Origin of the sequence: Shewanella sp., from assembly GCF_041630135.1 — a bacterium.
Lineage (GTDB): Bacteria > Pseudomonadota > Gammaproteobacteria > Enterobacterales > Shewanellaceae > Shewanella.
This window is the reverse complement of the sequence record NZ_JBFKLW010000041.1, coordinates 1-26,578: the sequence shown is the minus strand read 5'-3', so window position 1 is coordinate 26,578 and position 26,578 is coordinate 1. Positions and strand designations below refer to the sequence as shown.

At 52.7% G+C, this 26,578-nt stretch carries 31 protein-coding genes; 12 read left to right on the top strand and 19 right to left on the bottom strand.

The genetic code is table 11. The features are described 5' to 3' along the window. Nucleotides 1-74: 74 nt before the first annotated feature. The 6 genes from ABYK60_RS12150 to ABYK60_RS12125 all read right to left on the bottom strand — a co-directional run bounded on the left by ABYK60_RS12150 (nt 75) and on the right by ABYK60_RS12125 (nt 4,885). Nucleotides 75-1,163, bottom strand: a complete 1,089-nt coding sequence (locus tag ABYK60_RS12150; protein WP_372872296.1) for a TRAP transporter substrate-binding protein — start codon at nt 1,161-1,163, stop codon at nt 75-77. A 34-nt stretch (nt 1,164-1,197) separates the two neighbouring features. Next, nucleotides 1,198-2,562 carry a TRAP transporter large permease subunit gene (locus ABYK60_RS12145; protein WP_372872287.1) on the bottom strand — a complete coding sequence of 455 codons (1,365 nt, stop codon included), beginning with the start codon at nt 2,560-2,562 and terminating at the stop codon, nt 1,198-1,200. Continuing rightward, nucleotides 2,562-3,068, bottom strand: coding sequence for a TRAP transporter small permease subunit (locus ABYK60_RS12140; protein ID WP_372872286.1), 507 nt, complete (start codon nt 3,066-3,068; stop codon nt 2,562-2,564). Before ABYK60_RS12140 ends, ABYK60_RS12145 begins: the two co-directional genes overlap by 1 nt. Before the next feature lie 161 nt (nt 3,069-3,229). After that, nucleotides 3,230-3,529 (bottom strand): BolA family protein, encoded by a 300-nt coding sequence (locus ABYK60_RS12135; RefSeq protein WP_372872285.1) that lies wholly within the window; start codon nt 3,527-3,529, stop codon nt 3,230-3,232. 55 nt (nt 3,530-3,584) lie between these two features. Further along, nucleotides 3,585-4,097: a glycine cleavage system protein R gene (locus ABYK60_RS12130; protein ID WP_372872284.1), complete on the bottom strand. Its 513-nt coding sequence runs from the start codon at nt 4,095-4,097 to the stop codon at nt 3,585-3,587. Between the two features lie 125 nt (nt 4,098-4,222). Next, nucleotides 4,223-4,885 carry an alpha-ketoglutarate-dependent dioxygenase AlkB gene (locus tag ABYK60_RS12125; protein WP_372872283.1) on the bottom strand — a complete coding sequence of 221 codons (663 nt, stop codon included), beginning with the start codon at nt 4,883-4,885 and terminating at the stop codon, nt 4,223-4,225. Nucleotides 4,886-4,952: 67 nt separating this feature from the next. On the opposite strand from ABYK60_RS12125, the gene ABYK60_RS12120 reads away from it, so the two are divergent. Beyond that, the gene (locus tag ABYK60_RS12120; protein ID WP_372872282.1) at nt 4,953-6,101 is read left to right on the top strand and encodes a methyltransferase; all 1,149 of its coding nucleotides are present in this window, start codon (nt 4,953-4,955) and stop codon (nt 6,099-6,101) included. A 111-nt stretch (nt 6,102-6,212) separates the two neighbouring features. Here the strand turns inward: ABYK60_RS12120 and grxB are convergent, their stop codons facing one another. Continuing rightward, nucleotides 6,213-6,863, bottom strand: coding sequence for a glutaredoxin 2 (grxB, locus tag ABYK60_RS12115; protein ID WP_372872281.1), 651 nt, complete (start codon nt 6,861-6,863; stop codon nt 6,213-6,215). 146 nt (nt 6,864-7,009) lie between these two features. Between grxB and ABYK60_RS12110 the strand changes: the two genes are divergently transcribed. Both ABYK60_RS12110 and rimK read left to right on the top strand, forming a co-directional pair. Continuing rightward, the gene (locus tag ABYK60_RS12110; protein WP_372872280.1) at nt 7,010-7,447 is read left to right on the top strand and encodes an ATP-dependent zinc protease; all 438 of its coding nucleotides are present in this window, start codon (nt 7,010-7,012) and stop codon (nt 7,445-7,447) included. Further along, nucleotides 7,444-8,349, top strand: coding sequence for a 30S ribosomal protein S6--L-glutamate ligase (rimK, locus tag ABYK60_RS12105; protein WP_372872279.1), 906 nt, complete (start codon nt 7,444-7,446; stop codon nt 8,347-8,349). The genes ABYK60_RS12110 and rimK overlap by 4 nt, the downstream gene beginning before the upstream one ends. A 76-nt stretch (nt 8,350-8,425) precedes the next feature. Here rimK and ABYK60_RS12100 read toward each other — a convergent pair whose 3' ends face one another. From ABYK60_RS12100 to ABYK60_RS12090, 3 genes are all read right to left on the bottom strand, one after another. After that, nucleotides 8,426-9,280 (bottom strand): sterol desaturase family protein, encoded by an 855-nt coding sequence (locus ABYK60_RS12100; protein WP_372872278.1) that lies wholly within the window; start codon nt 9,278-9,280, stop codon nt 8,426-8,428. A 38-nt stretch (nt 9,281-9,318) separates the two neighbouring features. Next, nucleotides 9,319-10,377: a DUF2804 domain-containing protein gene (locus tag ABYK60_RS12095; protein WP_372872277.1), complete on the bottom strand. Its 1,059-nt coding sequence runs from the start codon at nt 10,375-10,377 to the stop codon at nt 9,319-9,321. A gap of 143 nt (nt 10,378-10,520) precedes the next feature. Beyond that, nucleotides 10,521-11,069 (bottom strand): outer membrane beta-barrel protein, encoded by a 549-nt coding sequence (locus ABYK60_RS12090; protein WP_372872276.1) that lies wholly within the window; start codon nt 11,067-11,069, stop codon nt 10,521-10,523. A gap of 136 nt (nt 11,070-11,205) precedes the next feature. Here ABYK60_RS12090 and ABYK60_RS12085 point away from each other — a divergent pair, with 136 nt between their 5' ends. The 4 genes from ABYK60_RS12085 (at nt 11,206) to ABYK60_RS12070 (ending at nt 14,345) form a co-directional block, all read left to right on the top strand. Continuing rightward, complete coding sequence (locus ABYK60_RS12085) at nt 11,206-11,766, top strand: YajG family lipoprotein (RefSeq protein WP_372872275.1); 561 nt, start codon at nt 11,206-11,208, stop codon at nt 11,764-11,766. 16 nt (nt 11,767-11,782) lie between these two features. Further along, the gene (locus ABYK60_RS12080) at nt 11,783-12,370 is read left to right on the top strand and encodes a peptidylprolyl isomerase (RefSeq protein ID WP_372872274.1); all 588 of its coding nucleotides are present in this window, start codon (nt 11,783-11,785) and stop codon (nt 12,368-12,370) included. A gap of 67 nt (nt 12,371-12,437) precedes the next feature. Next, nucleotides 12,438-12,764, top strand: coding sequence for a hypothetical protein (locus tag ABYK60_RS12075; protein ID WP_372872273.1), 327 nt, complete (start codon nt 12,438-12,440; stop codon nt 12,762-12,764). 159 nt (nt 12,765-12,923) lie between these two features. After that, a complete protein-coding gene (locus ABYK60_RS12070) occupies nt 12,924-14,345 on the top strand; it encodes an MFS transporter (protein WP_372872272.1) in 1,422 nt (473 codons plus the stop codon). A 90-nt stretch (nt 14,346-14,435) separates the two neighbouring features. Here the strand turns inward: ABYK60_RS12070 and ABYK60_RS12065 are convergent, their stop codons facing one another. After that, nucleotides 14,436-14,921 (bottom strand): YajQ family cyclic di-GMP-binding protein, encoded by a 486-nt coding sequence (locus ABYK60_RS12065; protein ID WP_372872271.1) that lies wholly within the window; start codon nt 14,919-14,921, stop codon nt 14,436-14,438. A 180-nt stretch (nt 14,922-15,101) separates the two neighbouring features. On the opposite strand from ABYK60_RS12065, the gene ABYK60_RS12060 reads away from it, so the two are divergent. Together ABYK60_RS12060 and ABYK60_RS12055 are read left to right on the top strand one after the other, a co-directional pair. After that, nucleotides 15,102-15,464: a VanZ family protein gene (locus ABYK60_RS12060; protein WP_372872270.1), complete on the top strand. Its 363-nt coding sequence runs from the start codon at nt 15,102-15,104 to the stop codon at nt 15,462-15,464. Next, entirely contained in the window at nt 15,461-16,363 is a 903-nt protein-coding gene (locus tag ABYK60_RS12055; RefSeq protein ID WP_372872269.1) for a ketopantoate reductase family protein, read from the top strand. The genes ABYK60_RS12060 and ABYK60_RS12055 overlap by 4 nt, the downstream gene beginning before the upstream one ends. Nucleotides 16,364-16,390: 27 nt before the next feature. Here ABYK60_RS12055 and ABYK60_RS12050 read toward each other — a convergent pair whose 3' ends face one another. The 8 genes from ABYK60_RS12050 to hemA all read right to left on the bottom strand — a co-directional run bounded on the left by ABYK60_RS12050 (nt 16,391) and on the right by hemA (nt 24,007). After that, nucleotides 16,391-17,266 carry a multidrug transporter gene (locus ABYK60_RS12050; protein WP_372872268.1) on the bottom strand — a complete coding sequence of 292 codons (876 nt, stop codon included), beginning with the start codon at nt 17,264-17,266 and terminating at the stop codon, nt 16,391-16,393. Nucleotides 17,267-17,349: 83 nt separating this feature from the next. Then, nucleotides 17,350-18,198, bottom strand: a complete 849-nt coding sequence (gene kdsA, locus ABYK60_RS12045; RefSeq protein WP_372872267.1) for a 3-deoxy-8-phosphooctulonate synthase — start codon at nt 18,196-18,198, stop codon at nt 17,350-17,352. Between the two features lie 45 nt (nt 18,199-18,243). Next, nucleotides 18,244-19,482 carry a DUF819 domain-containing protein gene (locus tag ABYK60_RS12040; RefSeq protein WP_372872266.1) on the bottom strand — a complete coding sequence of 413 codons (1,239 nt, stop codon included), beginning with the start codon at nt 19,480-19,482 and terminating at the stop codon, nt 18,244-18,246. 42 nt (nt 19,483-19,524) lie between these two features. After that, nucleotides 19,525-20,313, bottom strand: coding sequence for a tetratricopeptide repeat protein (locus tag ABYK60_RS12035; RefSeq protein ID WP_372872265.1), 789 nt, complete (start codon nt 20,311-20,313; stop codon nt 19,525-19,527). Continuing rightward, nucleotides 20,310-20,708, bottom strand: coding sequence for a SirB2 family protein (locus tag ABYK60_RS12030; RefSeq protein ID WP_372872264.1), 399 nt, complete (start codon nt 20,706-20,708; stop codon nt 20,310-20,312). The genes ABYK60_RS12035 and ABYK60_RS12030 overlap by 4 nt, the downstream gene beginning before the upstream one ends. 84 nt (nt 20,709-20,792) lie before the next feature. Beyond that, entirely contained in the window at nt 20,793-21,644 is an 852-nt protein-coding gene (gene prmC / locus ABYK60_RS12025) for a peptide chain release factor N(5)-glutamine methyltransferase (protein WP_372872263.1), read from the bottom strand. Nucleotides 21,645-21,647: 3 nt separating this feature from the next. Further along, on the bottom strand, nt 21,648-22,739 hold the full coding sequence (prfA, locus tag ABYK60_RS12020; RefSeq protein WP_372872262.1) for a peptide chain release factor 1: 1,092 nt from the start codon (nt 22,737-22,739) through the stop codon (nt 21,648-21,650). 17 nt (nt 22,740-22,756) lie between these two features. Next, entirely contained in the window at nt 22,757-24,007 is a 1,251-nt protein-coding gene (gene hemA, locus ABYK60_RS12015) for a glutamyl-tRNA reductase (protein WP_372872261.1), read from the bottom strand. Between the two features lie 229 nt (nt 24,008-24,236). Between hemA and lolB the strand changes: the two genes are divergently transcribed. From lolB to ABYK60_RS12000, 3 genes are all read left to right on the top strand, one after another. Continuing rightward, nucleotides 24,237-24,860, top strand: coding sequence for a lipoprotein insertase outer membrane protein LolB (gene lolB, locus ABYK60_RS12010; RefSeq protein WP_372872260.1), 624 nt, complete (start codon nt 24,237-24,239; stop codon nt 24,858-24,860). Then, nucleotides 24,857-25,708, top strand: a complete 852-nt coding sequence (gene ispE, locus ABYK60_RS12005) for a 4-(cytidine 5'-diphospho)-2-C-methyl-D-erythritol kinase (protein WP_372872259.1) — start codon at nt 24,857-24,859, stop codon at nt 25,706-25,708. Before lolB ends, ispE begins: the two co-directional genes overlap by 4 nt. A 79-nt stretch (nt 25,709-25,787) precedes the next feature. After that, a partial coding sequence (locus tag ABYK60_RS12000) for a ribose-phosphate pyrophosphokinase (RefSeq protein WP_372872258.1) occupies nt 25,788-26,578 on the top strand: 791 nt, incomplete at its 3' end.

Here is a 26,578-nt window from a genome sequence, read left to right as displayed (position 1 = left end):
AGCCCCTTAATCCGGGGCAAAAAGTGGTGTTGCAATGTTGGCCAAGCATAGCATTAAAGCCCGCTGGCAAAAACTCATTGTCTGAGTCGGCTATACGCGTCCTCTGATATAAGGTGATACTCGCGCACGCCACGCTCATAGTTACGGTAGGCATCAAACACCTTTTGCATCATGGGGTCCTGAGCCGACTGCTCGGCAATCACCTCGGCCGAGGTTTTGCGAAGCCCGTCCATTACCTCCTCAGGGAACTGACGCAGCTGCACACCATGCTCATTGATAAGAGAATCCAACGCGCCCACATGGCGGGTGGTGTACTCATCAAGCATATCCTGATTCGTGGCCTTGGCCGCCACCCGCACTATAGCCTGCAAATCCTTTGGCAGCTTGTTAAAGGCCTCTTTATTAATCAGAAACTCAAGCGTGGTGCCTGGCTCATGCCAACCCGGATAATAGTAGTACCTGGCGACCTTGTGCAGACCGAACGCTAAATCGTTATATGGGCCCACCCATTCAGTGGCATCAATTGCGCCTGTCTGCATGGCGGTATAGAGCTCGCGCCCCGGCAGCACCACAGGCACGCCTCCGAGGCGTTTGAGCACCTCACCACCAAGACCTGGCAGACGCATCTTCAGCCCATTCAAATCATCAAGCCCATTGATTTCTTTATTAAACCAGCCCCCCATCTGCACGCCGCTGTTACCACCGGGCATAGGCAATATACCGAAGGGAGCATACACTTCCTCCCAAAGCTCCTGACCACCACCATAGGTAAGCCAGCCATTCATCTCCTGAGCGTTGAGACCAAAGGGAATAGAAGTAAAAAACTGTGCTGCCGGGGCTTTGCCCTTCCAATAGTAAGCGGCGCTGTGTCCCATCTGCACCGAACCTTCACTGACCGCATCAAATACTTCCAATGCGGGTAACAATTCTCCGGCACCATAAACCTTGATTTTCAGACGGCCAGCAGACATTTCCTCAACCATTGTGGCAAAATGTTCTGGTGCAGTACCCAGGCCCGGAAAATTTTTTGGCCATGAGGTTGCCAGTTTCCACTCAATGGTTTTTGCCTCAGCCACCTGAGACTGATCAGCCGGGGCTTTGTCATCATTGCAGCCCATCAATAAAAGTGCCGTTGCCAGCACCGAAAAGCCTACTTTACGCATCATCTTGAATAACTCCTGTCATCAGTTTTGACCATCAGTTGCCATAAAGCACTGACGGTAACCAGGTGGCCAGTCCCGGCCAAAGGCTCAGCAGCAGCAACATCACCAGCTGCAGTACCACAAAGGGAATGACTCCCCGGTAAATCTGCCCGCTGGACACGGTATCGCCGGTCACTCCGCGCAGATAGAAAAGCGCAAAACCAAAGGGCGGCGTTAAGAAAGAGGTCTGCAGGTTCATGGCAATCATGATCCCAAGCCAGACTGGGTCCAAGCCCATCGCCAACAAAATAGGCGCCACCAAGGGCACCACCACAAAGGTGATTTCGATAAAATCCAGAATAAAGCCCAGCAGGAAGATAACCGCCATGACCAACAGCATGGCACCCACCACACCGCCGGGCATGGACATAAAGAGCTCATGGATCAGCTCTTCGCCGCCAAGGCCGCGAAACACCAACGAAAACACCGATGCACCAATCAGGATCAGGAACACCATGGAGGTGATTTTCACCGTGCTTTGCATCACTTCTTTCAGTGCCAGCATGCTGAGCTGACGTTTACCGATGGCAATAAATAGCGCCCCGGCAGCGCCAACCGAAGCCGCTTCCGTGGGGGTAGCAATGCCTGTAAGGATGGAGCCCAGAACCAACAGAATGAGCAGCAGCGGAGGCAAAAGCGCTGATATAACCCGCGAAATGGAAATAGGCTCGCGGTCTTCAGCAACCTCATCCCCAAAATCCTCAGGATGGCGCCACAGCCGAAACAGGGTGTAGAGCACATATAACAGAACCAACAGGAGTCCGGGGATAAGCGCACCGGCAAACAAATCGCCCACCGACACCGACTTGGGGTTAAAAATCCCCATTTTCAGCTGCGCCTGTTGATAAGCATTAGAGAGTACATCCCCAAGCAACACCAACGCTATGGAAGGCGGAATTATTTGCCCCAGAGTACCGGTGGCACAAATGGCACCCGCGCTGAACTCAGGGCTGTAACCACGCTTGAGCAACGTTGGCAAGCTCATCAGTCCCATGGTGACCACGGTTGCGCCGACAATCCCGGTACTTGCCGCAAGCAACATGCCCACCAAAAACACACTGAAAATCAAGCCACCCCGCAAGCGACCAAACAGGTCACTCATGGTGGTGAGCAACTGCTCTGCAATGCGGGACTTTTCAAGCACAACCCCCATAAACACAAACAGCGGCACTGCCATCAAAATGTCATTATTAATAATGCCGTAAATTCGGTTCGGCAGCAGGCCAAACAACCCCATGTCAAAGGCGCCAAAAAAGCTCGCCACCACTGCAAATAAAAAGGCCACGCCTCCCAGGGTAAGCGCCACCGGATAGCCCAGCATTAATACCAGACAGATAATCGCAAACAGCAGCAGCGCCATCAGCAAGCCCCCTTGTAAAAGAGTGCCTTTCCATGGCGATACAACTCACACAGGCCCTGGATAATCAAACTGATACAAAGACCAAGCAGCAACGTTTTTTGCAGATAAACAAACGGTAAGCCTCCCGCCTCAATGGAGGCTTCCTGAATACGCCAGGAACGCAGCACATAGTCGAGACAAAAGTAAAAGATCGCGATACACAATGGCAGCAGGAACACCAAGGTGCCGATAAAGTCGACCCAATGGCGGCTGCGCTCGGAAAACTGGCGATAAAAAACATCGACCCGTACATGGGCCTCGCGCTTTAAAGTAAAGCCTGCCGCAAGGGTAAACACGGCACCATGAAGATAAAGGGCTGTTTCCTGCATTGCCGTGGCACCGGTTGAAAAACCATAGCGCAGCAACACCACAGCAAGAGTCAGGATCACCATGGCCAGGGTAAACCACCCCACCAGCCGACCAACGAACTCGCCAAGCCCTTCAAGTAATTGAATTATTTTTCCCATAATACTGTTTTTACTGATGCTTTTTATCGTTATTAATGCAACACATTGATAACAGAAAATGCACACAGAAGAAACCGGCAAATGGTCTGAGTGGATACGCAGATAGACTGGCTAAAAACAAAAATGCCCGCATCTGCGGGCACCTTAAACGAGTGACAGACTTATCCTCTGCACTTGGGCGAGGACGGTACCGCCTCCAGCGCCTGCCATTCATCCGGAGTGTAGGTATGCATTGACAGCGCATGCACGCCTGCGACCAATTCATCGGCCAAGGCTGCGTTGACAGCACGGTGTCGGCCAATCAATCGCAGCCCTTCAAAGGCAGCACTGGCAATCACCACTTTAAAATGCGTCTCAGAGTTCTTGGGAACATGGTGCATATGGCTTTCGTTAATAACCTCAAGATGCACAGGGGCAAGCGCTTCGGTCAATTTGGCATGGATAATATCGGCAACAGACATAAGACATTCATTTAAGAAACAGATGGCGGCAGGTTAGCGCTGCCGCCGCAAAAGGTCAAACAGCTGCGGATTTGGGATAAACCCGGGCATTGGGTTCAACCGCCTCAAGCGCCGTCACCAGGGTGGTCGTATCAACACCTGCGGGCAATTTAAGCTGCATATTGGCATTAAAAACGGTGCGCCCCAAACTGGTAACCTGCAACCTGTGGCTCTCCATCTGGCTTACACCAACCCCGAGATTGGCAAGAATATCGTTGATATCCCGGGTCAGGCCGGGTCTGTCACTGCAATCAAGCTCAATGCTGAGCTCTTCGGTCTCATCAGGGGCAGCCACCACGGGCGCGTAAACAAAGCTTAAATTGGGAAAAGCCTGTTCAAGGCGGGTACGTAACTGCGCATCTTTATCATCATCGATGCTGACCCGCATCATGGCTGCAAATTGACCATCGAGCATGATGAGCTTACTCGACAACCACTCGGCGCCGCATTCGCGGCTCAGCGTCGCCAGAGACTTAAGCACATCAGGCCCCAGAGGACCAACCACGGTGGAAACAAACTGAATTTTCATCTTAAGCCTCCTGCAACAGCCGTTGAACCCACAGACAAATTATGGTGCTTCGGCGCCAATACTGCCTCCACTGTAGCGCCCAGACTTAACCTGTTCTGTGGCCAAGTGCACAGAACCCATTACGATTAATTCGTGGAATGATAACCGACCTTCAAGGCTCTGAAAGTAAAGCTAACCCGTGCATCCATAGATCGCTCAGAGCGGGGAACAGCATGCTCCCACAGTGTCTGCATCGGAGCGTGCATCAGCAGTAAATCACCACTTTGCAGCAGTAACCTGACCTTATGACCATCGGACCGCCTTCGAATCACAAACGGCCTGGGCTGTCCCAAACTCACAATAGCCACCGGAGCCGATGCAATCAGCTCCGGCTCATCATCAGCGTGAAACCCCATGGCATCGCGGCCATTGCGGTAGTGGTTGACGAGGCAACCATTGAAGTCTGCGCCAAAGTCACGGTTTAGTTTCTCTCTTAATTTCAGCGCATATTTTGGCCAGGGGCTTGGCTCAATCAGGAGTTGGGAATAACGGTACTCACATCCGGGGTCAGCAAACCAAATTTGCTCTCGGGGAATTTTGTGCCACTTGCCAAACACCCTCACCTCGGGCGAGCTGAAGGCATAGAGTCTGGTCTCGGCGAGCAGCGCCTGCTGCTGCACCACCGAGAGATAGCCAGCTACGTGGGTAACAGGCGGCCGCGCGTCATCAGCCACTTCATCTGAAGAGCTCACACCGCCTGATAAGCCAAGAGTAAACTGCTCTGCCAGATCTGCAGTCCTTTTATTCATATCCCTCAATACCAATCGGCGTCGTAATTTGCGATAATCCCGCCCCCGCTCAAGGATACTGTGACATATGACGACCCAATTTTCAGCCCTCTTTCCCGGCTTGGATAACCCGCTTATCCTCAAGCGCTACCCCGACAGCAGCGATGCCAACCTGCAAGCCTGGGATGCCGCCGACGAACATCTGCTGAAACACCTTGATGAGTCAGGTATGTTGCCCCGCCGCTGGCTGGTGATTAACGACAGCTTTGGCGCCCTCACCTGTGCGCTGCGCGCCCGCCACGGTGATACACCTATCGATTTTGCCGCCGATGGCCGCACTGCCCACCTGGGAGCCCTTGAAAATCTGCAGTCGAATTCTCTTTGCCAACAAGAGATTCATTTTCACGATTGCAGCCAATTGCAGTCACTGGGCAATGACGCCGCTATTTTGATGAAACTGCCGAAAAACCTTAATTTTTTCGCAGATACCTTAAGTCAGCTAAGCCAGACTCTACGGGCCGGACAGCAGGTATTGATTGGCGCCAAGGCCAAACACATTAATCAATCGCTGTTGACACTGATAGGTAAAAATCTGGGTGAAGCCAATGCCAGCCTCGCCTGGAAAAAGACCCGCGTGATTGTTGTCACCGCCGATGGTAAGCCGCGGCCACTGTCCAAACCAAACCGCTGGCCAGTTCCTGAGCTTGGATTGATACTGGAAAACCACAGCAATGTGTTCGCCGCCAATAAGCTCGACATTGGTGCCAGATTAATGCTGGATAATCTGCCCGTTGGAGATTTCAGCCAGGTGATTGATTTGGGCTGTGGCAATGGCGTGCTCGGATTGCAGACCGCCAGGCTATACCCCAATGCCAATGTCCATTTTGTGGATGAATCCGCCATGGCAGTGGCCAGTGCCATGGCCAACTGGGCCTTAAACAAACTTAACCCTGACCTGGGTAAGTTCCACTGGGACGATTGCCTCAGTCATCTTGATGCCGGTATCAGTGCCGACCTGGTGCTGTGTAACCCGCCCTTCCACCAGGGCGAAGCCATCACAGACCATATCGCCTGGCAGATGTTCAATGACGCCAAACGCAGCCTCAAACCCGGTGGACTGCTGCATATCGTTGGCAATCGTCATCTGGGCTATCACGTCAAACTCAAGCGATTATTCGGCAATTGCAAAACCATCGCCAGCAATGGCAAATTTGTTATCCTGCAATCGGTTGCATAAAAAAAGAGCGCTCAGCGCTCTTTTTTTTGCTATGGCAGGCGTGCTTCAAACCGGGCTGTGCCATTTCGCCATTCTGATAATCCGCTCATTCACCCCGTTACACCACCCGGTTTAGAGAGCTTTTTCATCAAATAAACTGACTTTGGTCAACGCGGTAACTTCATCGATGTAACGACGTACATGCTCACCAAATTCAAGCCCCTTTACCGCTGTCAAATTTCTGAGCGTGGGATAGAGCAAAATATCATCGTAAGACAGCCTGTTTGCCCGTTCTGAAGGAAGAGAAATAAAGGAAAGACCGCTGAACATCAGATTCAGTCCGGCAATAAACTCAGACGAACGCGCCAGCGCTGTTTCAAAGCTCATCCCCATGGCGGCACTTTTATTTTGAGTGTACCAGGCAATAGCGGCGGCCGAATTGTATTCCTTTAGCCCCAATCTCACATTTCGCGGATGCAGTAGCGGCGCACTGTACCCCCCTGCCTCTTTGAGCCATGACAGAATTGCGGCCTCATGGCGGGCAGGTTGCAACAATGGACTGTTATCCCATGCATCGAGATAAGCCACAATATCCAGGCTCTCTCCCATAAAACTGCCATCATCCTTTTGCAGAATCGGCACCATGTTGGCACCGACCATACGGATGCGACTGTCTACATCGTCATTGGCCAGGACTTCTATTTCGATCTCCAGCTGCTTATACCCCGCCAGCATCGAAGCCCGTACACAATAAGGACAATGCTCAAATACAAACAGTTTCATTAACTTCCCTTGGCTTACCCGATATATTTGCCATCAAGCTTACCCGTTTTTCTATACATCGAACAGACAATCCCAGTCTTGGTTAAGCAAGTCCGCCGCTGAAGTTCTATGCTTAGGCTTAAGATAAAAAAGCAATGGAATTAAGCATGATATCACCCCCTCTGCCGGTGATTGGATGGCGCGAATGGGGCGTGCTCCCAGAGATAGGCGCAGAAAAAATCAAAATCAAAATCGATACCGGTGCCAAGACCTCCTGCCTGCACGCTCACAAAATCAGGCCATTTCAACGGAACAAGGTGAAATGGGTAGAAATCTGGCTGCATCCGGAGCAAGGCTCAAACCGCAGTGTCCGCTGCGAGTTTCCGGTACATGATAGGCGCCTGGTAACAGATTCCGGCGGCCACCGGCAATTACGATTTGTCATCAAAACAAGTTTAATACTGGGTGAGCATGAATTTGAATTGGAATTAACACTCAGCAATCGTGACAACATGCGTTTTCGTATGCTGCTTGGACGACGTGCCATGACAGGCCGTTTTCTGGTCGACCCGGCGGCATCCTATTTAATCGGAGGGACCCAATGAGAATTGCCATTCTATCCCGCAATAAAAATCTGTATTCCACCAGCAGGCTCGTTGAAGCTATTTCCAATCGAGGCCATGAGGCCATGGTGATAGATCCACTGACCTGTTATATGAATATCAATATGACATCGCCCAGCATACACGCCAAAGGCGAGATCCTGCCCGCATTTGACGCCGTAATTCCGCGTATCGGCGCCTCTGTCACTTTTTACGGTACTGCTGTATTGAGGCAGTTTGAGATGATGGGGGTTCAACCACTCAATGAATCAGTGGCCATCACCCGCTCCCGGGATAAATTACGTTCCTTGCAGTTGCTGTCGCGGAAAAACATTGGTCTTCCGGTTACCGGATTTGCCAACAAGCCGGCTGATGTACCGGATCTGCTGAGAATGGTAGGTGGAGCCCCGTGCGTAATTAAATTGCTGGAGGGAACACAGGGCATTGGTGTGGTGCTGGCCGAAACCCGCAAAGCCGCCGAAAGTGTTATCGAAGCCTTTATGGGGCTGAAAGCCAACATTATGGTTCAGGAATATATTTCAGAGGCAGGCGGTGCCGATATTCGCTGTTTTGTTATCGGCGACAAGGTGATAGCAGCGATGAAACGTCAGGCCATGGCGGGTGAATTCCGCTCCAATTTACACAGGGGAGGCACGGCAACCCTGGTAAAATTAACCCCGGAAGAACGTTCTACTGCCGTAAGAGCCGCCAAAACCATTGGATTGAACGTGGCTGGTGTTGACATTCTTCGGTCGATGCATGGGCCACTGGTGATGGAAGTCAACTCATCTCCGGGACTGAAAGGCATCGAGGAAGCAACCGGGATTGATGTTGCGGCAAAAATAATCAGTTTCATCGAGAACCATCAGGCGAGCCGTGCAACAAAAACCCGCGGGACAGGATAGCAATCGGACTCGATTCTAACGGTAAAGGCATAGGGAGCTGGCAAACTCTTGCAGTTACCAGCTCACTCCCGGGTTATCACTCTTTACTGTTGGACGGCGGAGCAAACAGTTGCCGCAAGCGTGCATTAACAGAGAGTCCGGGCGCACAGGCGTCACGAAACATGTCGCGCCATTCACTGAACGTCACCACCAGCGGATTAAAACTGTTTACCGGCTTGGTAATGCCATAGCGCACGGTTTCTTCTTCTTTAACAAAGGTGCCAAACAATCGGTCCCAGATAATCAGCACCCCAGCGTAATTTTTATCTATATATTGCGGGTTGGATCCATGGTGAACCCTGTGGTGACTGGGAGTATTGAACAGCCACTCCAGCGGGCCGAGCTTGTCCACCAGCTGAGTATGCACAAAAAACTGAAACCCAAGACTCGCGAGCACTGAGAAGACTACCCAGGCAGGATCAAAACCAATTATTACCAGCGGGATCCAAAAAAGCCACATGCCTGCCAGCGGGTACATCAGGCTTTGACGAAACGCTGTGGAGAAATTCATATTTTCCGAGCTGTGATGCGCCACATGGGCAGCCCACATCCAGCGGCAACGGTGGCTGGCGCGATGAAACCAGTAATAACAAAAGTCCTGAGCCAGCAACAGCAGTAAAAAACTCTTCAGGTTCATCTCAATATCAAAAAGGCGCCAGCCGAACAGCCATAAATACAACTTGGCTATAGCAAATCCTGCCAACAAATCTGCCAGTTGATGCATACCCGCAAGGCTCAGATTGCAAGCAAGCTCAGGTAACCGATATCGGGCGGTTTGAGGCAGTTTGCCACGCACATTGGCCACCAGCCACTCAAGCGCCATACAAAGCAAAAAAATCGGTGCCAAAGCAAGCAGCAGCAACTCCGGGTGTTGGGTAAGTGTATCCATCATTAACTTAAATCCTTGTTATTATTATAAATGCAGGCTATCTACCACTTGGCAAAGTGATCCTCAGTCAGCCCAAATACGCCATCAAGGTGTAACTTGTCACCCTTTTCATCTTTCACCCAGCCGCTGAACCGGCCGAGATACTGCCGAAAGTTGCTTTTCAGCAGCCAGAGATCCAGTTTTTCAGAACGACAACCTTGCGGTGTAAACTGCAGTTCAAGCTCATCTCGCTCGGACCAAATCCGCCAGCCTCCCACGGGTTCCGTCCCCCTGTTGAACTCAAAATGCACGCCACTGAGATGACGCCTTACCCCATCAATCCAAAGTACATTTTCACTGCTGCCGGTTTCATTAACGCCAGCAGCCAGATTCAGCCCCAAGCGTACATCGCCCGCCATGGCATTGATGGACGCCCAGCGCCAACTGGTCTCACGGCGCATATAACCGGCAGAAAAATCGTAACCAGCCAACGCCCGCGACAGTGGTTGTGGTTCATGATTAATCTTAAGATTGCCAGTCAAAGAGAGTGCATTGTGCTTTTGAGTGTAAGTCCAGCCGCTGTAACCGGTGGGAGAGCACATCGCCATGGGCAGAGACAGAGGTTTGGGATGAAGAGTGACGTCAGCATCAAGTTCCAGGCCATCGAGATCCAGACTCAGCCTTAACCGCCAAAGTCCATCACTGCGCGACATAGTGACACCAGCCATCTGGCTTTGCCCCGTCACCGGCGATGGTACCAGCGTATAACTGCCTGGCGGCCTCAGCCAATGCCGTTCATATAAACGCCCTTTTTTTATATCAAAAACATAACAGAAACCGCTGCCCAGATAGCGGATATCCGCCAGCGCCACACCTATTTGATAGTGCGGTGTATGAATGGCGACGAATTCAAATTGCTTGAAGCCAAAGTGGCGACGCAGCAGGCCTGCCGCGGCATCCATTTCATTGGTCAGCAAAAACTTATCCAACCCCAAATCAGCGACAGGCCCATCGAAATGACCGAAACAGGGGCGTCCCGCTGCCATCAGACAGTCCTGCTGCCCCAGCGTTAGCATGGTCTGGCTCTGCCCCACTCTGGTGCCATCATTTTGCTTGTTCATAATGGTCTTGTTGTTATTTTTTGGTTTTTTACTCTAGCGCCAATTGCAGAGTGATTAAAGCCTTTAAGCTACATTTTTATAACAGCTGTTTGAATTGCCCGTTCATCAAGAGGACCGGGAAACCAAGCTGACAAATGGCGTGGTCAGAATTGCCATGACAGCCCCAGGTTTACACTGGATACCGCCAACTTCTCCATCGGCGTCCACTGATATTCAGCATGAAGACCAAATCCGCTTTTGAATCTGTGTTGAAACCCAAACACACCGCTAAAACCCTGATCATGGGTGTAATGCCTGGCCTTTTGGTATTCGTAATCAATTTGATACATACCATAACCTGCTTTAGCGTACAGGCCGCCGCCCTCATACAACGGAAACTGCCCCACCAAAAAAAACCGGCCACCATCATATTTCAAGTCACGCAGTTGACTCACCGGGTCAATCAATGCGCTGAAAATTCCCCCCTCTCCCCGTGCATAACCAAGCTCTGCCCCCCAGTGTTCACTGAACATAAAGCGATACCAAATATCCCAATTAACGCCATCACCGCCATCGTAAAGCTGGGCATCCGGGCTCTCAAACTCCCTGGTGCCATAACCCAGGCTGCCCCCAATCAATTGTGAGCTGTCAACCGCTGCTGCCTTGCCAAACATCAGACCTGTAACCAATGCCGCCACTACTGCTCTTTTCATTTTTCACCTAAAAGTCAATATACCTGGCCGATAGCTTGCCATCGGGGAACTGTATGCCTACTGAATCAGGCGGCTGCTGGCGATACAGGCCAAATCTGGTATTCTGATGCGACTTTTGTCTCTGGCAGGAAAGATGATGAAAAAATCACTGAGTTTATTGACCGCCCTACTGCTTTTGGGTGGCTGTGCGGGAAGCCCTTCCAATTATTTGGTATTGAGCCCGGATGTTCCAGCTGTGGAGTCCAGTGCCCACGGACGCATCGCACTGACTACTGAAGATGCACGCACCAACATGAATGCGGTTCGTATTACCAAAGGAGATGAGCCCCCAACACTGATGGGCACGGGCGAGCCTCCTGCCAGGCAGCTGGGTGAGCTGTTTCGAAGTGCCTATCGCCAGATTGGCTTTGACCTGGATCCGGCTGCAAGCAACCTTCTTGAACTTAAGCTTGAGCGGATCCAATCCGACATCAGTGAATCCATGATTGGTTATGAAGCGGAAAACGAAATTGTTATCAGCGCATATGCACGCAACAGCCAACAGATTTTCACCAAACGCTACAGCGCCAAAGGCTCGATGAAAGGGCCATTCAGTCTGGATTTGGCCACCCTGGAGCTGGAAATGAATAAACTCATCACCCAACTGGCCGGGGATATAGTCAACGACCCTGAGCTAAACCGGTTTTTGATGCAATAACAACAAGGAAAACACCATGAAATGGATCATCGCCTCTCTGATGCTGACTGTCTCTGCCTTAGCGCAAGCAGCCAAGGTGGATATTCAGCCCGACAATCTCTATCCCCAGGTGGAAATGGACACCAGCATGGGCAAAATTGTGGTGGAACTGGATCGCACCCGTGCTCCCATCACTGTCGATAACTTCCTGACCTATGTTGTCAAAGGGGAGTACGACAACACTATTTTTCACCGCATTATTCCGGAGTTTGTTGTCCAGGGCGGGGGGCTGAATCCCAAGCTTGAAGAGAAAGCCGAGGATAAGCCTATCTTCAACGAATCCGGCAACGGCCTGTCCAACAGCTTTGGCACCATCGCCATGGCACGGGAGAACGATCCGCATACCGCCACTCGCCAGTTTTACTTCAATGTCGCCGATAACAAAAAGCTTGACCCATCGAAGCGTCGCTGGGGATACGCAGTATTCGGCGAGGTAGTGGAAGGTCGCGAGATATTGGAGGCCATGGCCGTTGTACCCACCGAGCACAACAGTAAACTCAATTGGCCCGACGTGCCAGTGACGCAGGTTTTGCTGAAATCGGCAAAATTGTTGCCAAGAAAATAAACTGTGTTTTTGAGCTAATGCTCAAGGCTTGGCTATACTTTTTGAGCAACAACATGGAGGCGATCCGATGACCCCTACGGACTTCATCGATAGCAAAGCGCCCCAATTAGCTCAGTATGGAACAGCGTTTTTGAGTGATCAGCTCGATTACCGTGAAATCCAACTGTATTTATGGGATACCCTGGAAGAGTGGCAACAACTCAGTCCACAGGGTGAAGCGCAAACTGACACGGAAAAAGTATTCTGGCACCTGATGCACTGTTTCGACCGTTGGCCCGATTGGGTATTGCGCGGCAACTTGTTTTTGCGAAAGCAATTACAGGACTGCTGTGAGTTCCTGAGTTTAGGGGGTGAACTGCCGGGAGGATGCATCGGAGTTCGTCCAGCAACTTAACCCAGTCATCACAGTTAAAGTACCCGCCACGGCGGGTCTTTTTTTATCCGGATGTACTGACCTCACCCCTGTGCCCCCACAAGCCCGCAACTACACCAATATGGGATTTACCTTGACCGGAACGCGTCCAGGTAAGTTATCCTAGGGCATCTTTTCTTTATGTTGGCCTTTATGTCTTTCATTGCCAATAGTTTAACCAAACTCTGGGATCTGCTTGCCGTTTACCGTCACCGCCGGGTGCTGGTAATGCTGTTTTTGGGATTTTCCGCCGGTCTGCCATTGATGCTGGTGTTTTCAACCCTGTCGTTCTGGCTGCGGGAAGCTGGAGTCGATCGCACCGCCATCGGCTATTTCAGCTGGATTGCCATTCTGTATGCCTTTAAGTGGCTTTGGTCACCACTGGTTGACCGCATGCCGCTGCCGATTTTCTCAAAGCTGTTTGGCCGGCGTCGCGGCTGGATGCTGTTTGCCCAGCTCACTCTGGTTGCCGCCATCATGGGCATGGCAATGAGCGACCCCAAAGACAGCCTCACCTACATGGCAGTCTGTGCATTGATGGTGGCCTTCGCCTCCGCCACACAAGACATAGTGATTGACGCCTTTCGTATCGACTCGGCGCCGGAAGAGATGCAGGCCGCAATGGCAGCGGCCTATCAAATCGGTTATCGCAGCGCCATGATAGTCTCGACAGCGGGCGCCCTGACCATTGCCGCCTGGGTAGCGCCGGAGGAAACCGGCTATCGCCTGGCGTCGTGGCAAACCGCCTACATGGCCATGGCGGGACTCATGCTGATTGGTATTATCACCACCCTGTTTGCCAAAGAGCCACAAGTGGATGCAGGGCAAGCCAATGCCGATGAGGCCGAAATGCGGCAAAAACTCAGCAGCCGCCACTCCCCAAAAATGGCAGCGGCACTCTCTTGGGTATACAGCGCCGTGGCTGCACCCTTTATCGACTTTTTCAAGCGCTATGGCAAAAGCGCCATCCTGATTTTGGCGCTGATATCCTGCTACCGGATTTCCGATATCGTAATGGGCATTATGGCCAACGTGTTTTACGTTGATATGGGCTTTTCCAAAGAAGAGATTGCATTTTTAAGCAAGGTCTATGGCCTTATCATGACCTTGGTCGGGGCGGCCTTTGGCGGCATTCTGCTGGCGCGCTACGGCACCATGAAAATCCTGTTTTTGGGCGCACTGCTGGTGGCTACCACCAACCTGCTGTTTGCCTGGCAGGCAGTGGTGGGCTACGACATGCAGCTGCTGACCATCGCCATCTCCATAGACAATTTCAGCGGTGGTATAGCAACGGCTGCCTTTATTGCCTATCTGTCCAGTCTGACAAGCGCTGGTTACAGTGCCACCCAGTACGCGCTGCTGTCGTCCATCATGCTGCTGTTTCCCAAGTTTATTGCCGGTTTCTCTGGCGCCTGGGTTGATGCCTTTGGCTATGTAAACTTTTTCATCACTGCGAGTCTTATTGGCCTGCCGGTGCTGCTGCTGGTATGGCTGGTCGATAAAACTGTGCCCCACAAGCAGGCGCAACCGACTGAAGCGTCAACCGACGAGCAAGTGCGCTGAGTCATAAAAACCACATGAGTTCAGTACCAAGTGCTGAAAGCAAAAAGGCAGTCACTTGGTGACTGCCTTTTTCATTGAATCAGCGACCACTTAATCGCGGAAGTTATTGAACTGGAACGGCTGACCCAGCTCCGATGTGCGGGCAAGTTGCATAATAGCCTGCAAGTCATCACGCTTCTTGCCGGTGACCCGAATCGACTCACCCTGAATTTGCGCCTGTACCTTGACCTTGCTGTCTTTAATCAGCTTGATGAGCTTTTTGGCCACATCCTGCTCAATACCCTGTTTGAATTTCACGTTTTGTGCGAAGGTTTTGCCGGTGTGCACTATCTTGTCGTCCACTTCCATGGCTTTGGCATCCACATTCCGCTTGGCCAGCTGACCACGCAAAATATCTACCATCTGACGGCACTGGAAATCAGACTCGGAACGCAGGGTAACCACCATGTCCTTGAAATCCACACTGTACTCAACACCACGAAAGTCGAAACGACCGTCCATTTCACGACGGGTGTTTTCCACGGCATTTTTAAGCTCTACCGCATCCACTTCGGAAACAATATCGAATGAAGGCATGTTCAAATAACCCCTAAATACTGAAAAAGTAAAACAGCCCCTAGTTTAACTGGCCGTCTTATCGAGGTGAAGCATTAGCAGCAGTAGCGCCTCTGACACAGAGAATTACAGCCGGATTGATGACTTTGGGGCCACATTTCCCTATGATGAGCGCCTTAACCCGGCAACAAAAAGTCTCGTGTGAAGAATCGGCAGTTCCTGTTTAAAATCGTGCTGGTGATCGCGCTGTGTATCACCAGTTATCTGGTTTTCTCCAAGCCCAGCTATCCTCAGTCCATTCCTCATCTGGATAAGGTCGGCCATTTCACTACCTTTTTTGGTCTGGCCTGGCTGACCCAGCTGGCGTTCGGCCCCCGCTGGTATGTGATGCTCGGCGCTCTGGCAGCCTATGCCGGGCTGATTGAGGTTGTGCAGTCACGCCTGCCTTATCGCAGTGCCTCCTGGGGCGACATTGCGGCCGATCTGGCCGGCGTAGCCGCCTTCTTTTTTACCCACTGGCTGTATCGCCGATACCTGATGGCGGCAAGGTTCGAGCAGTCATGAACACTGAGGCGCCAAAGGGGATCGCGATTCTCGGCGCCGGCGCCGTCGGCCAGCTGATAGGCCACCAATTGGCTCGCAGTGGCATAATACCAACACTGCTCGGACGGGATTATCGCCCGCTGAAAGCGCCTTTTCGTTTTGTATCCCTCAATGGCGAAGAAACACAGCAAGAGTTTGGCAGCGCTGATAGCGGCAATATCGACCTGCTTATTGTTACCGTGAAAGCCTATCAGGTGATGGATGCTCTGCAGCCGCTGCTTCCAACGTTGAGTCGCGACTGCCATTTACTGCTGCTGCATAACGGCCTTGGCCCCCATGAAGCCCTTATTCCCCATCTCGATGGCCGCTGCCTGACTCTCGGCACCACCAGTCAGGGGGCGCTGCGTCTTGGCAAACACCAACTCAAGCAAACCGGCAGTGGCCTGACGCAATTTGGCCACTGTTCAGGCCCGGCCATAGCGCCCGGGCTTAAAGCGGCGCTGCTCAGCGCCATTCCCGGAAGCGGGTGGGTCGAGGCGATACTGCCCGCTCTGTGGCAAAAGCTGGCGGTCAATGCCTGCATCAACCCGCTCACGGCGATTCATGGCGTCTGTAATGGCGAGCTGGCAGACGATGAATTCCAAAGCACCATAGCGGCGGTGTTGAGTGAACTGGTTGAGGTAGCCAAGACTCAGGGCATTGAGTTACAGGAAGACAGCCTGTCCGCGCGGGTGTATGAGGTTATCCGTCTTACCGCCGCCAATCGCTCCTCAATGCGCCAGGATGTGGACCATAAGCGCAAAACCGAGATTGATGCCATCAATGGCTATCTGGTGAGTATTGGCAATCGCCATAGTATAGCGACACCCGCCAACAAGGCGCTCGTCGATGCCATTCACGCGCTGGAGCAACGCGTTTAAGCTGTGCCGCCTCTTATTGCGTCCACATCAGTGAGGCCACATCACCATGATGGCGGCTACCGCAATCAGCACCAGCGCGGCCACATCCTTTACCTGCACTTTTTGCTTCAGATACCAGCTCGACACCAGCATCATAAAGAAAATTTCCACCTGCCCCAGGGTTTTCACATAGGGGACAGCGGTAAGCGACATGGCCGAAAACCAGCCGATGGAGCCAAGACAACTGCTGACACTGATAGCCAGCATCAGCCGGTTTCTTGCCATCATGGCCTTAAGCTCGTCAGGCTTTCTTAGCAGCAGCCACAGCAGCAAAATCACCGTTTGAATAACGATAACCAGCAACAGCACCCAGGCGGCACGGTGGGGAAAAGGCACATCGAGACACAGGCTGGCTTCACGAACCCATAGCGAGGTGAGCGCAAAGGCGCTGCCACTGGCAAGCCCCAGCAGCAAGGTTTTGGGCGAAAGCGTACTCAGGCCGCCCTTGCTTGAGAGCATAAACACCGCCACAGTGCCCACAATCACCCCAAGCCAGCCAAAGAGTGACAGGCTGGTGCCAAAAAAGGCGACCCCGAGAATGGCCGCCACCAAGGCCTCGCTCTTGGCAAGCCCCGCACCTATGGCGAAGTTTTTAAGCTGGAACAGCTTCACCATTAAGGCAGTAGCCAGAATCTGCATCAACGCCGCCCCGAGAATAAATCCCATCGCATCCCCGCCGAAGGTGGGAATGGGTGCATCCTGCCACAGGTAAAGCCCAACCAGATACAGCGCCGCCAGCGGGCCCGCATACAGAAAACGCGCCAGGGTCACCCCAAGCACGCCCACGTCACGGCTAAGCTCACTTTGAAAAGCGTTGCGCCAGGCCTGCATAAAGGCCGCCATCAGGGTGAAGAAAACCCACATGTCTGTATGCTCCCGAAAACGCAGACAAAAACGCCCGGCAAAGCCGGGCGTTTGAGCATAACACAGGCAGAATGCCAAATGGCTTACTTGCTGGTGTCCAGTGCAGGAAAAGATTTCACCAGGTCGTCCACCGCTTTCATCTGACTGAGGTAGCCTTCCAGCTGATGCAGTGGCAGGGCGCAAGGGCCATCGCACTTGGCATTGTCCGGATCCGGATGCGCTTCGATAAAGAGACCGGCCAGACCCAGCGCCATACCACTGCGGGCAAGCTCGGTTGCCTGGGCGCGGCGACCACCGGCAGAATCTTCACGGCCACCAGGGCGCTGCAGCGCGTGGGTGGCATCGAAAATCACCGGATAACCGCTCTGCTTCATCTCATCCATGCCCAACATGTCCACCACCAGGTTGTTGTAACCAAAGCAGCTGCCACGCTCGCACAGGATGATTTCGTCATTACCGGCTTCGTTGAATTTCTTCACGATGTGGCGCATTTCGTGGGGGGCCAGAAACTGTGGCTTTTTCACGTTGATGATGGCGCCGGTCTTGGCCATGGCTATCACCAAGTCGGTCTGACGAGCCAGAAACGCCGGCAGCTGGATGATGTCGACTACCTCGGCCACAGGGGCGCACTGATAGGTTTCATGCACATCAGTGATGAGCGGCACATTGAAGGTGTCTTTGATTTCCTGGAAAATCTTCAGGCCTTCTTCCATCCCCGGACCGCGATAGGAGTTGATGGACGAGCGGTTGGCCTTGTCAAAAGAGGCCTTGAATACATAGGGGATCCCAAGCTTCTGCGTCACTTCCACATAGCGCTCAGCTATGCTCATGGCCAGATCGCGTGATTCAAGCACGTTCATACCGCCAAACAGCACAAAAGGCTTGTCATTACCAATGGCGATATCGCCAAGCTGGATTGTCTTGATATTCATCTTAGCCTCTCAAAGAGTAAACCGGCACACTTGCCGGTGGATAAATCAGCCAACTAACTGCAAAAACTGACCGCATAACCAAGCCATATAAGTGCCCAAAGCATAACCGAACACAGCTAAAAGCACACCTACAGGAGCGAGCGACGGGTGGAAAGCTGCTGCCACCACAGGTGCGGACGCAGCGCCGCCCACGTTGGCCTGACTGCCAACCGCCATATAAAACAGCGGCGCCTTGATGAGCTTGGCCACCAGTAACATAAAGCCTGCGTGTACCAGCATCCAGGTGATCCCCAGCAGGAAGTAAATCGGGGTGTTGAAAATCTCACTCACATCCATGTGCAGACCAATGGTGGCCACCAGCACATAAAGGAACGCCGATGCCACCTTGGAGGCACCGGCCGCTTCGAGATGGCGCACCGGGGTAAAGGACAAGGCCAGGCCCGCAGTGGTCACAATCACCACCAGCCAGAAGAAGCCCGACGTCAGACTGTACTGCTTGGTCCAGGGGAAGTTTTCCAGGAAGAAAGGCGCCAGGAAATCGGCGGCGATATGGGCAAAGCCGGTGATACCAAAACCCACCGCCAACATCAGCATCAAGTCGGTCAGGCTGGGATTGCGCTCATTTTCGGCCTTGTATTTTTCCACCTTGGCTTTCAACACTTCAATGGCTCGGGTGTCAGCACCGGTTTTGGCGTCGATTTCTTTGGCACGGGAGGCCATAAACAGCAGCACCGCCATCCACACATTCGCCACAATCACATCCACGGTGATCATCACCGAAAACACGTTACCGCCAACTTCATAGATTTCCTTCATGGCGGCCTGATTGGCTCCGCCGCCAATCCAGCTGCCGGCCAGGGTGGTCATGCCGCGCCAAACCGAGTCAGGCCCCATGTCTGCAGTGAGGGATGGGTCGATGGCAGAGACCAGCAGCAGGGCTACAGGGCCACCAATCACAATCCCCAGGGTACCGCAGAGGAACATCACCACAGCTTTAGGCCCCAGACCCATGATGGCCTTGAGATCCACTGACAAAATCAGCAGCACCAGACAGGCGGGTAACAGGTAACGGGTTGCGACGAAGTAGAGCTTAGAGGCATGACCATCGACAATGCCAAAGGTATTGAGCAACGAGGGCAGGAAGTAACACAGCAGCAGTGCCGGCACAAATTTATAGAACTTTTGCCAGCTTGGATGGCTGTGGGTGTAAAACACAAATCCCAGAATGATAGCCAAAAAGCCAAGCACGGTTGCGTCATTGGTGACCAAAGGTGCCGTTGTCATCTTCCCTTCTCCCTAAGTCGTTATTATATGTAGGAATAATGTTTAATGAAGTATATCCTGATGCTCACCCAGCTCCCTCAGCTGCATTCGCACCAGTTCCACCACAGGGTCGTGGGGGCTTAGTTCGATAAACTGGCGCAAATCCGCTTCAGCCTGTCGGTTGGCGCCAAGCTGCTGAGCAATAAATGCCCGTTCCCGAATAAGCATGGTTTCGTCCGGATACCACCCCATCAGCAGATTACTGCACTCAAGTGCTACCTCGAAACGCTGAGCTACAATGGCACCTGCTTTAAGTTCATGCAGCATTCGGGCAATCAGCTCTTTGACACTGGAAGGCTTTACATAAGCAGGCTTCATCCGAGCCCAGTTCCCCAGCTCGCCTCGAACCAACGCATGCACCCGGCTGCGGTCGATGAAATCACCGCTTAAGGGGTCAAGGATAAGTCGCGACTTGCCCCGCTGCCAACACAGCAAAGTGTTGCCCGGCAGCAAAATCGGCTCAAGCTTTATATCCAGCTGTTTGGCCAGCAACATAATAATGGTGGCCAGCACAGTGCTGTTACCGCTGCGGGATAAAAAACCATGGGCGAGGCTTGCCGCCTCCAGGCTGAAATAATCGTCACGGGCGCAGAAACCCAAGTCACGATAAAACCAGTTCAGCATCGCCTTTAAGCGTGCCTCCTGATCCACCAGATAGTGGCTCAGCACGCCGCCGGCAATTTCATACCAGGCCCATTCGGCTTTTTCACGGGAAGCCAGTCCCAAATGTTCAATAAGTGCCAGCGGCGTCTCCGGCAAAGAGATACCGCTATCTAACGAAAAATCATTCATGATGCCAGCATTATGGCCTGTTTGATTACAGCCATCTTGGCCGCGTATACCACCCAGGCAATTGCACCAAGGAAGGCAAAAATCCGGAAAAATATGTTGCGATTAGACTTCATTGCCATAAAGGCCAGCAGTATGTAAGCCACCACAGCCATGATTTTTTCAGTCAGCCAGGGGTCGACAAAGGGATACTGCTTGATCAGGAAACACAGCGACAGGCCGGAAAGCAATAAAAAGGTGTCCACGATATGTGGTCCTATTTTGACCAACTTTTTTTCCAGCAAGGCTGACCCTTTCAGCTTAAGCACGAAACGTACACAAAAAAGCAATACACTGACGGCAATCAGGGTCAGATGCAGATGTTTCACAAAAGGATACAGGCTGTAAATGGTTTCCATGACTCTGGTAGTTCCCCGTAAACGAAAGGCGCTAGTGTATCTGAATCGCACCGTCCTTGCCATTGGCTGCAGCGCGTCAGACTATTAATCCCCCGGCCAACAACCCAAAGTACAACGCTCGTTGGAGCCAAAGTCACGTACGGTGGCAACCTGGCGATAACCAAGGCCAGAAAGGGTGTCCCGCAGGCGCAGCGCCTGAGCAAAGCCGTGCTCAAGCAGCAGATAACCACCGACGGTCAAATGCTCACGGGCATGCATGGCGATATGGTTGAGGTCGGCGTAACCTTCATCGGCAGCGGTCAGAGCACTTAAGGGTTCAAAGCGCACATCCCCCAAAGCCAGGTGCTCATCCAGCTCATCGATATAGGGCGGGTTGGAGACAATCAGGTCAAAGTCTGCATCCTTTACCGCACTGAACCAGTCACTTTGCAATACTTCCACCTGACTGAAGCCGAGGTTATCGCGGTTTGCCGTGGCCAGCGCTACAGCATCATCGACTTTATCCAGCGCAGTGATACGCCAGTTTGGCCGCTCACTGGCCAGCGCCAACGCAATCGCCCCCGTGCCAGTGCCCAAATCCAGCACTCTTGCATTGGCTGGCAATGGCAGATTCAGCGCGGTTTCCACCAGAATTTCAGTATCTGGCCGTGGAATAAGGGTAGTGGCATTCACCATAAAACGCAGCGACCAGAACTCCCGTTCACCCACAATGTGGGCCACCGGGATCCCCTTGGCACGCCGGGCAATCATCTGCTCAAAGCGTTTCCACTGCTCGGCTGACAACTGCCGTTCAGGCCAGGTGTAAAGAAAGGTGCGGTTTTTACCTAGACAGTGCTGCAGTAACACCTCAGCATCGATATTGGCCGACTCAGAAGTACTGGCCAATGTGCGAAAGGCCCATTGCAGAGCCTCACCTATGCTGGATTGAGAAGCCAAGTCTTACCCCTGCTCGTCGGCAAGTGCCGCCAGGAGATCAGCCTGATATTCCTGCACAATAGGCTCTATCAGCGCGTCGAGTTCCCCTTCGATCACCTCGTTGAGGCGATACAGGGTCAGGTTGATGCGATGGTCGCTCACCCGGCCCTGAGGGAAGTTATAGGTGCGAATGCGCTCGGAGCGATCGCCGCTGCCCACCAGATTACGACGGGTGGTAGCTTCAGCACTGCGACGTTTCTCATCTTCCGCTGCCTGCAAACGGGCAACCAGCACCGACATGGCGCGGGCCTTGTTTTTGTGCTGTGAGCGCTCGTCCTGACATTCCACCACCAGACCTGTTGGCAGGTGAGTAATACGGATTGCGGAATCGGTTTTGTTTACGTGCTGACCACCAGCGCCGGAGGCGCGGAAGGTATCAATGCGCAGTTCAGAGGGATTGATTTCAACCGCCTCGGCTTCGGGCACTTCGTGCAGTACCGCCACGGTACAGGCCGAGGTATGCACCCGCCCCTGAGACTCAGTTTCCGGCACGCGTTGCACCCGGTGACCACCGGATTCAAACTTAAGCTTGCCGTAAACACCATCACCGCTGAATTTGGCAATCACTTCTTTATAACCGCCGTGCTCGCCCTCGTTGGCGCTGACGATTTCCACCTGCCAACGCTGAGTTTCGGCATAACGGCTGTACATTCGGAACAGATCGCCGGCAAAAATCGCGGCTTCGTCACCACCGGCTCCGGCGCGGATTTCCACAAAGGCGTTGGTTTCATCGTTGGGATCTTTTGGCAACAGCAGGATTTGCAGTTCGCCTTCCAGCTGCTCAAGAGCTATCTTGGCGGATTTCATCTCTTCCTGGGCCATCTCGCGCAGCTCTGGGTCGTCTTCCTCGAGCATTTCTTTGGCGGTATCCAAATCGGCTACTGCCTGCTGATAGGCCTTAAAGCCCTTAACTACGGCTTCGAGCTGGGCATATTCTTTGGACAGGGCGCGAAAACGGTCCTGATCGGAAATAATGCTGGCATCGCTGAGCAGCGCCAGCACTTCTTCGTTGCGCTCAAGCAAGCCTTCCAGCTTGCGAATAACGGAATCCTTCATTTAACTCTCAAAAAGTCTCAGTGTTTATCCAGGCCGAGCGCGGTTCTGAGTTGCCCCAGAGAGTTGAGGTCACCCTGACGGCTCGCCGCGGTGAGAGCCTGAGTAGGTGCATGGATCAAACGATTGGTGAGCTTGTTGGCGAGTTCCAGAATCACCTGTTCGCCGTCGGCGCCCTGCGCCAGCTTGTTAAGAGCTCGCTCTACCATTTCATCTTTAATCGCCATGCTGGCGGTACGGTATTCACGAATACTGTCCACCGACTCCAGTGAGCGGATCCAATCCATAAACAGGAAAGATTGCTCCTGAGCTATCACCTCAGCTTGCTCAGCCGCCTCCTTACGGGAGGCCATGTTTTGTTCGACAATGCTTTGCAGGTCGTCCACCGTGTACAAAAATGCATCGTCGAGCTCGCCGACTTCAGCTTCAATATCACGGGGAACAGCGATATCAACCAATAACATAGGTTGATGACGCCGCTGCTTGAGTGCCTTTTCTACCATGCCCTTGCCAAGGATTGGCAGCGGGCTGGCGGTAGAGGATATCACGATATCGGCCTTGGGGAGATACTCTGGTATTTGTGAAAGGGTAATGGCTGTGGCACCAAACTCTTCGCACATGGCTTCGGCGCGCTCCACAGTGCGGTTTGCCACCACCATGGAGGTGACACCATTTTCTTTCAGGTGCCTGGCCACCAGCTCTATGGTTTCCCCGGCACCGATAAGCAGCACCTTGGTTGCAGCCAGTGACGAGAAGATATGTTTGGCCATGGAGACTGCAGCAAACGCCACAGAAACCGCTGCACTACCGATTTCGGTCTCGGTGCGCACCTTTTTAGCCACCGAGAAGGTGCTCTGGAACAACCTGTCCAGAGTCACAGCCACAGTGCCAGCCTCTTTGGCCTTGGCAAAAGCCTGCTTTACCTGACCTAAAATCTGCGGTTCGCCCAGCACCAGCGAATCCAGCCCTGAGGCTACCCGCATCAAATGCCGCACCGCTTCCTGGCCCTGATGATGATACACACAGGGCATCAACTCTTCGTGACTCAGGCCATGGTAAGACTCAAGCCAATGAATAATATCGTCGGCTTTGGCGTTATTGCAGTACAGCTCGGTACGGTTACAGGTAGAGACAATCACCGCCTCATTGGACGACGTAGTGCAGGCAAGGCTTCGCATCGCATCATGGATCTTGTCCGGGGAGAAGGCGACTTTTTCTCGAAGGTCGACCGTGGCCGTTTTGTGATTTATCCCGATTGCTACAAGGCTCATCTGACTGTTTCTGGATCCTGTGCGGCGCTTGTGTGAATTACGCCATTCTACTGAATTGGGGCCATTAAAAACAGAATTGGCTTAACAAAACCGAATAAAGTTCTTTGTTGTTATCCACTTTTTCCATCAATACTGAGCATTTCAGCATGGACTGGGAAAAAGCGGGTAAGGCCATTGGTATAATTTTTAAAGCCCTCGTATCATAAGGACTTATTTAATTCAGTCATAGATGATTAACTTGCGCCGACTCACAAAATTTACTCTTGCAGGCCTGATTGCTATCTCCCTGCTCGGTGGCTGCAGCTTGACGCCCCCCAAAACACTGGTACCGGTAGCCGTTACCAGCAGCAGTGATGCTGACGCTTGGGAGCTTAAGGGCAAACTGCTTATTCGCACCAATGGCGACAAACTGTCGGCCAACCTTTATTGGCTGAACACCCCGGATAATTCGGAACTGCGGCTCACCAGCATGCTGGGCACCACATTGCTGCTGCTCACCCAAAGCCTTGATGGCGCCACCCTGGAAGTGGATGGCAAAAGCTATACCGACCCCAGCCCTCAACGGCTGCTGGACAACCTCAGTGGCTTTCCCCTGCCTGTGAATGCTCTGCCCTTCTGGATAACCGGCCAGGCGATGCCCGGCGACACCGTTGAATTAGACGCCGCTAATCGCCCCAAAACCATCATCAGCGCCGATGGTCTGTGGACCATCCGTATTGCCAGCTGGCAAACCCAGAGCGGCGCCACAGTGCCACGGACATTGGAACTTGACCACGCCAGCGCCAGTATTAAATTACAAACCAATGAGTGGCAGGCTTTAGCCAGTGCACAAGCTTTGACAGGAGCCCAATGATGTCCGTATCCCTTGCCTGGCCAGCGCCAGCGAAGCTGAATTTGTTTTTGCACATTAACGGCCGCTTGCCCAATGGTTACCACGAACTGCAAACCCTGTTTCAATTTATTGATCACTGCGACTGGCTGGATTTCAAAGTGACCGCCACAGATGAACTGACCCTGCACTCTAATCTCGGCCAGCTTGTCCCCGACAGCGATAACTTAATTCTGAAAGCCGCAAAATCTTTGCAGTCGGTCACAGGTTGCCGTCTGGGCGCAGAGATCTGGCTCGATAAACGCCTGCCAATGGGCGGCGGTTTGGGAGGCGGTTCATCCGACGCAGCCACCACGCTTGTTGCCCTTAATGCCCTGTGGCAGCTCGGTTTAGATAAAAAATCCCTGATGGAAATTGGTTTGACTTTAGGTGCAGATGTGCCTGTTTTTATTAACGGTGTCAGCGCCTTTGCTGAGGGAGTAGGTGAAAAATTGCTGCCGGTAAATGTGGCGGAGCCCTGGTATCTGGTACTGGTGCCTGACGCCCATGTTTCCACAGCAGAAGTGTTCCAGCATCCTGATTTACCGAGGAATACTCCCAAGTTGGATATGGGTTCACTCAAACCTGAAAACTGGACAAATGACTGTCAGGCGTTAGTTACCGCCAAATACCCCCAAGTTGCCAATGCGTTAAGCTGGCTGGTAGAATATGCGCCGTCCAGAATGACCGGAACCGGTGCATGCGTGTTCGGGGAGTTCGACTCGCAGCAGGCCGCGCTGGAGGCGTTGGCCCAAAAGCCATCTGATATGCAGGGCTTTGTTGCTAAAGGACTGAATCGTTCGCCGTTGGAGCTGAGGCTCACTCAGCTTTAACCGACTTATGCGCTGCACGTCAGGGAATGTAATGCAGCAGCTACACTAAAATATCAAGCAAACGCCTGAGGTTCATACAGTGCCCGACATCAAGCTCTTTGCTGGGAATGCTACCCCCAGTCTCGCGAAAAAGATTGCCGACCGTTTATTTTGCAAACTTGGAGAGGCTGAGGTAGGCCGTTTCAGTGACGGTGAAATCAGTGTCCAGATCAACGAAAATGTACGTGGTGCTGATGTTTTCATCATTCAATCCACCTGCGCCCCCACCAATGACAACCTGATGGAACTCATTGTGATGGTAGACGCCCTGCGCCGTGCCTCTGCAGGTCGTATCACTGCCGTAATCCCTTACTTCGGTTACGCCCGTCAGGACCGCCGCGTGCGTTCTGCCCGTGTGCCAATCACCGCCAAAGTAGTTGCCGACTTTCTGTCCAGCGTAGGTGTTGACCGTGTACTCACCTGTGACCTGCACGCCGAGCAGATCCAGGGCTTCTTCGATGTACCGGTAGACAACGTGTTCGGAAGCCCTGTGCTACTGGAAGATATGGTTGCCAAGAAGCTGGATAACCCTGTGGTTGTGTCGCCTGACATCGGTGGCGTTGTACGCGCCCGTGCGGTGGCCAAACTGCTGAATGATTCAGATCTCGCTATCATCGACAAGCGTCGTCCACAGGCCAACGTAGCTCAGGTAATGCACATTATTGGTGACGTTGAAGGCCGTGACTGCATCATAGTTGACGACATGATTGATACCGGTGGCACCCTGTGTAAAGCTGCTGAAGCACTGAAACAACATGGCGCCAACCGCGTATTCGCTTACGCCACTCACCCGGTGTTCTCCGGCAAAGCCGCTGAAAACATCAAGAACTC

What these genes read in the sequence shown, in the direction of transcription:
- ABYK60_RS12055 (WP_372872269.1), top strand. Translation starts at nt 15,461, where the DNA reads ATGAACACTGAGGCGCCAAAGGGGATCGCGATTCTCGGCGCCGGCGCC.
- hemA (WP_372872261.1), bottom strand. Translation starts at nt 24,007, where the DNA reads ATGAGCCTTGTAGCAATCGGGATAAATCACAAAACGGCCACGGTCGAC.
- ABYK60_RS12085 (WP_372872275.1), top strand. Translation starts at nt 11,206, where the DNA reads ATGAAAAAATCACTGAGTTTATTGACCGCCCTACTGCTTTTGGGTGGC.
- ABYK60_RS12075 (WP_372872273.1), top strand. Translation starts at nt 12,438, where the DNA reads ATGACCCCTACGGACTTCATCGATAGCAAAGCGCCCCAATTAGCTCAG.
- ABYK60_RS12090 (WP_372872276.1), bottom strand. Translation starts at nt 11,069, where the DNA reads ATGAAAAGAGCAGTAGTGGCGGCATTGGTTACAGGTCTGATGTTTGGC.
- ABYK60_RS12140 (WP_372872286.1), bottom strand. Translation starts at nt 3,068, where the DNA reads ATGGGAAAAATAATTCAATTACTTGAAGGGCTTGGCGAGTTCGTTGGT.
- prfA (WP_372872262.1), bottom strand. Translation starts at nt 22,739, where the DNA reads ATGAAGGATTCCGTTATTCGCAAGCTGGAAGGCTTGCTTGAGCGCAAC.
- ABYK60_RS12070 (WP_372872272.1), top strand. Translation starts at nt 12,924, where the DNA reads ATGTTGGCCTTTATGTCTTTCATTGCCAATAGTTTAACCAAACTCTGG.
- ABYK60_RS12145 (WP_372872287.1), bottom strand. Translation starts at nt 2,562, where the DNA reads ATGGCGCTGCTGCTGTTTGCGATTATCTGTCTGGTATTAATGCTGGGC.
- grxB (WP_372872281.1), bottom strand. Translation starts at nt 6,863, where the DNA reads ATGAAACTGTTTGTATTTGAGCATTGTCCTTATTGTGTACGGGCTTCG.
- ABYK60_RS12035 (WP_372872265.1), bottom strand. Translation starts at nt 20,313, where the DNA reads ATGAATGATTTTTCGTTAGATAGCGGTATCTCTTTGCCGGAGACGCCG.
- ABYK60_RS12110 (WP_372872280.1), top strand. Translation starts at nt 7,010, where the DNA reads ATGATATCACCCCCTCTGCCGGTGATTGGATGGCGCGAATGGGGCGTG.
- ABYK60_RS12135 (WP_372872285.1), bottom strand. Translation starts at nt 3,529, where the DNA reads ATGTCTGTTGCCGATATTATCCATGCCAAATTGACCGAAGCGCTTGCC.
- ABYK60_RS12120 (WP_372872282.1), top strand. Translation starts at nt 4,953, where the DNA reads ATGACGACCCAATTTTCAGCCCTCTTTCCCGGCTTGGATAACCCGCTT.
- ABYK60_RS12130 (WP_372872284.1), bottom strand. Translation starts at nt 4,097, where the DNA reads ATGAAAATTCAGTTTGTTTCCACCGTGGTTGGTCCTCTGGGGCCTGAT.
- ABYK60_RS12095 (WP_372872277.1), bottom strand. Translation starts at nt 10,377, where the DNA reads ATGAACAAGCAAAATGATGGCACCAGAGTGGGGCAGAGCCAGACCATG.
- kdsA (WP_372872267.1), bottom strand. Translation starts at nt 18,198, where the DNA reads ATGAATATCAAGACAATCCAGCTTGGCGATATCGCCATTGGTAATGAC.
- lolB (WP_372872260.1), top strand. Translation starts at nt 24,237, where the DNA reads ATGATTAACTTGCGCCGACTCACAAAATTTACTCTTGCAGGCCTGATT.
- ABYK60_RS12050 (WP_372872268.1), bottom strand. Translation starts at nt 17,266, where the DNA reads ATGTGGGTTTTCTTCACCCTGATGGCGGCCTTTATGCAGGCCTGGCGC.
- ABYK60_RS12030 (WP_372872264.1), bottom strand. Translation starts at nt 20,708, where the DNA reads ATGGAAACCATTTACAGCCTGTATCCTTTTGTGAAACATCTGCATCTG.
- ABYK60_RS12125 (WP_372872283.1), bottom strand. Translation starts at nt 4,885, where the DNA reads ATGAATAAAAGGACTGCAGATCTGGCAGAGCAGTTTACTCTTGGCTTA.
- ABYK60_RS12080 (WP_372872274.1), top strand. Translation starts at nt 11,783, where the DNA reads ATGAAATGGATCATCGCCTCTCTGATGCTGACTGTCTCTGCCTTAGCG.
- ABYK60_RS12150 (WP_372872296.1), bottom strand. Translation starts at nt 1,163, where the DNA reads ATGCGTAAAGTAGGCTTTTCGGTGCTGGCAACGGCACTTTTATTGATG.
- ispE (WP_372872259.1), top strand. Translation starts at nt 24,857, where the DNA reads ATGATGTCCGTATCCCTTGCCTGGCCAGCGCCAGCGAAGCTGAATTTG.
- ABYK60_RS12040 (WP_372872266.1), bottom strand. Translation starts at nt 19,482, where the DNA reads ATGACAACGGCACCTTTGGTCACCAATGACGCAACCGTGCTTGGCTTT.
- rimK (WP_372872279.1), top strand. Translation starts at nt 7,444, where the DNA reads ATGAGAATTGCCATTCTATCCCGCAATAAAAATCTGTATTCCACCAGC.
- ABYK60_RS12065 (WP_372872271.1), bottom strand. Translation starts at nt 14,921, where the DNA reads ATGCCTTCATTCGATATTGTTTCCGAAGTGGATGCGGTAGAGCTTAAA.
- ABYK60_RS12100 (WP_372872278.1), bottom strand. Translation starts at nt 9,280, where the DNA reads ATGATGGATACACTTACCCAACACCCGGAGTTGCTGCTGCTTGCTTTG.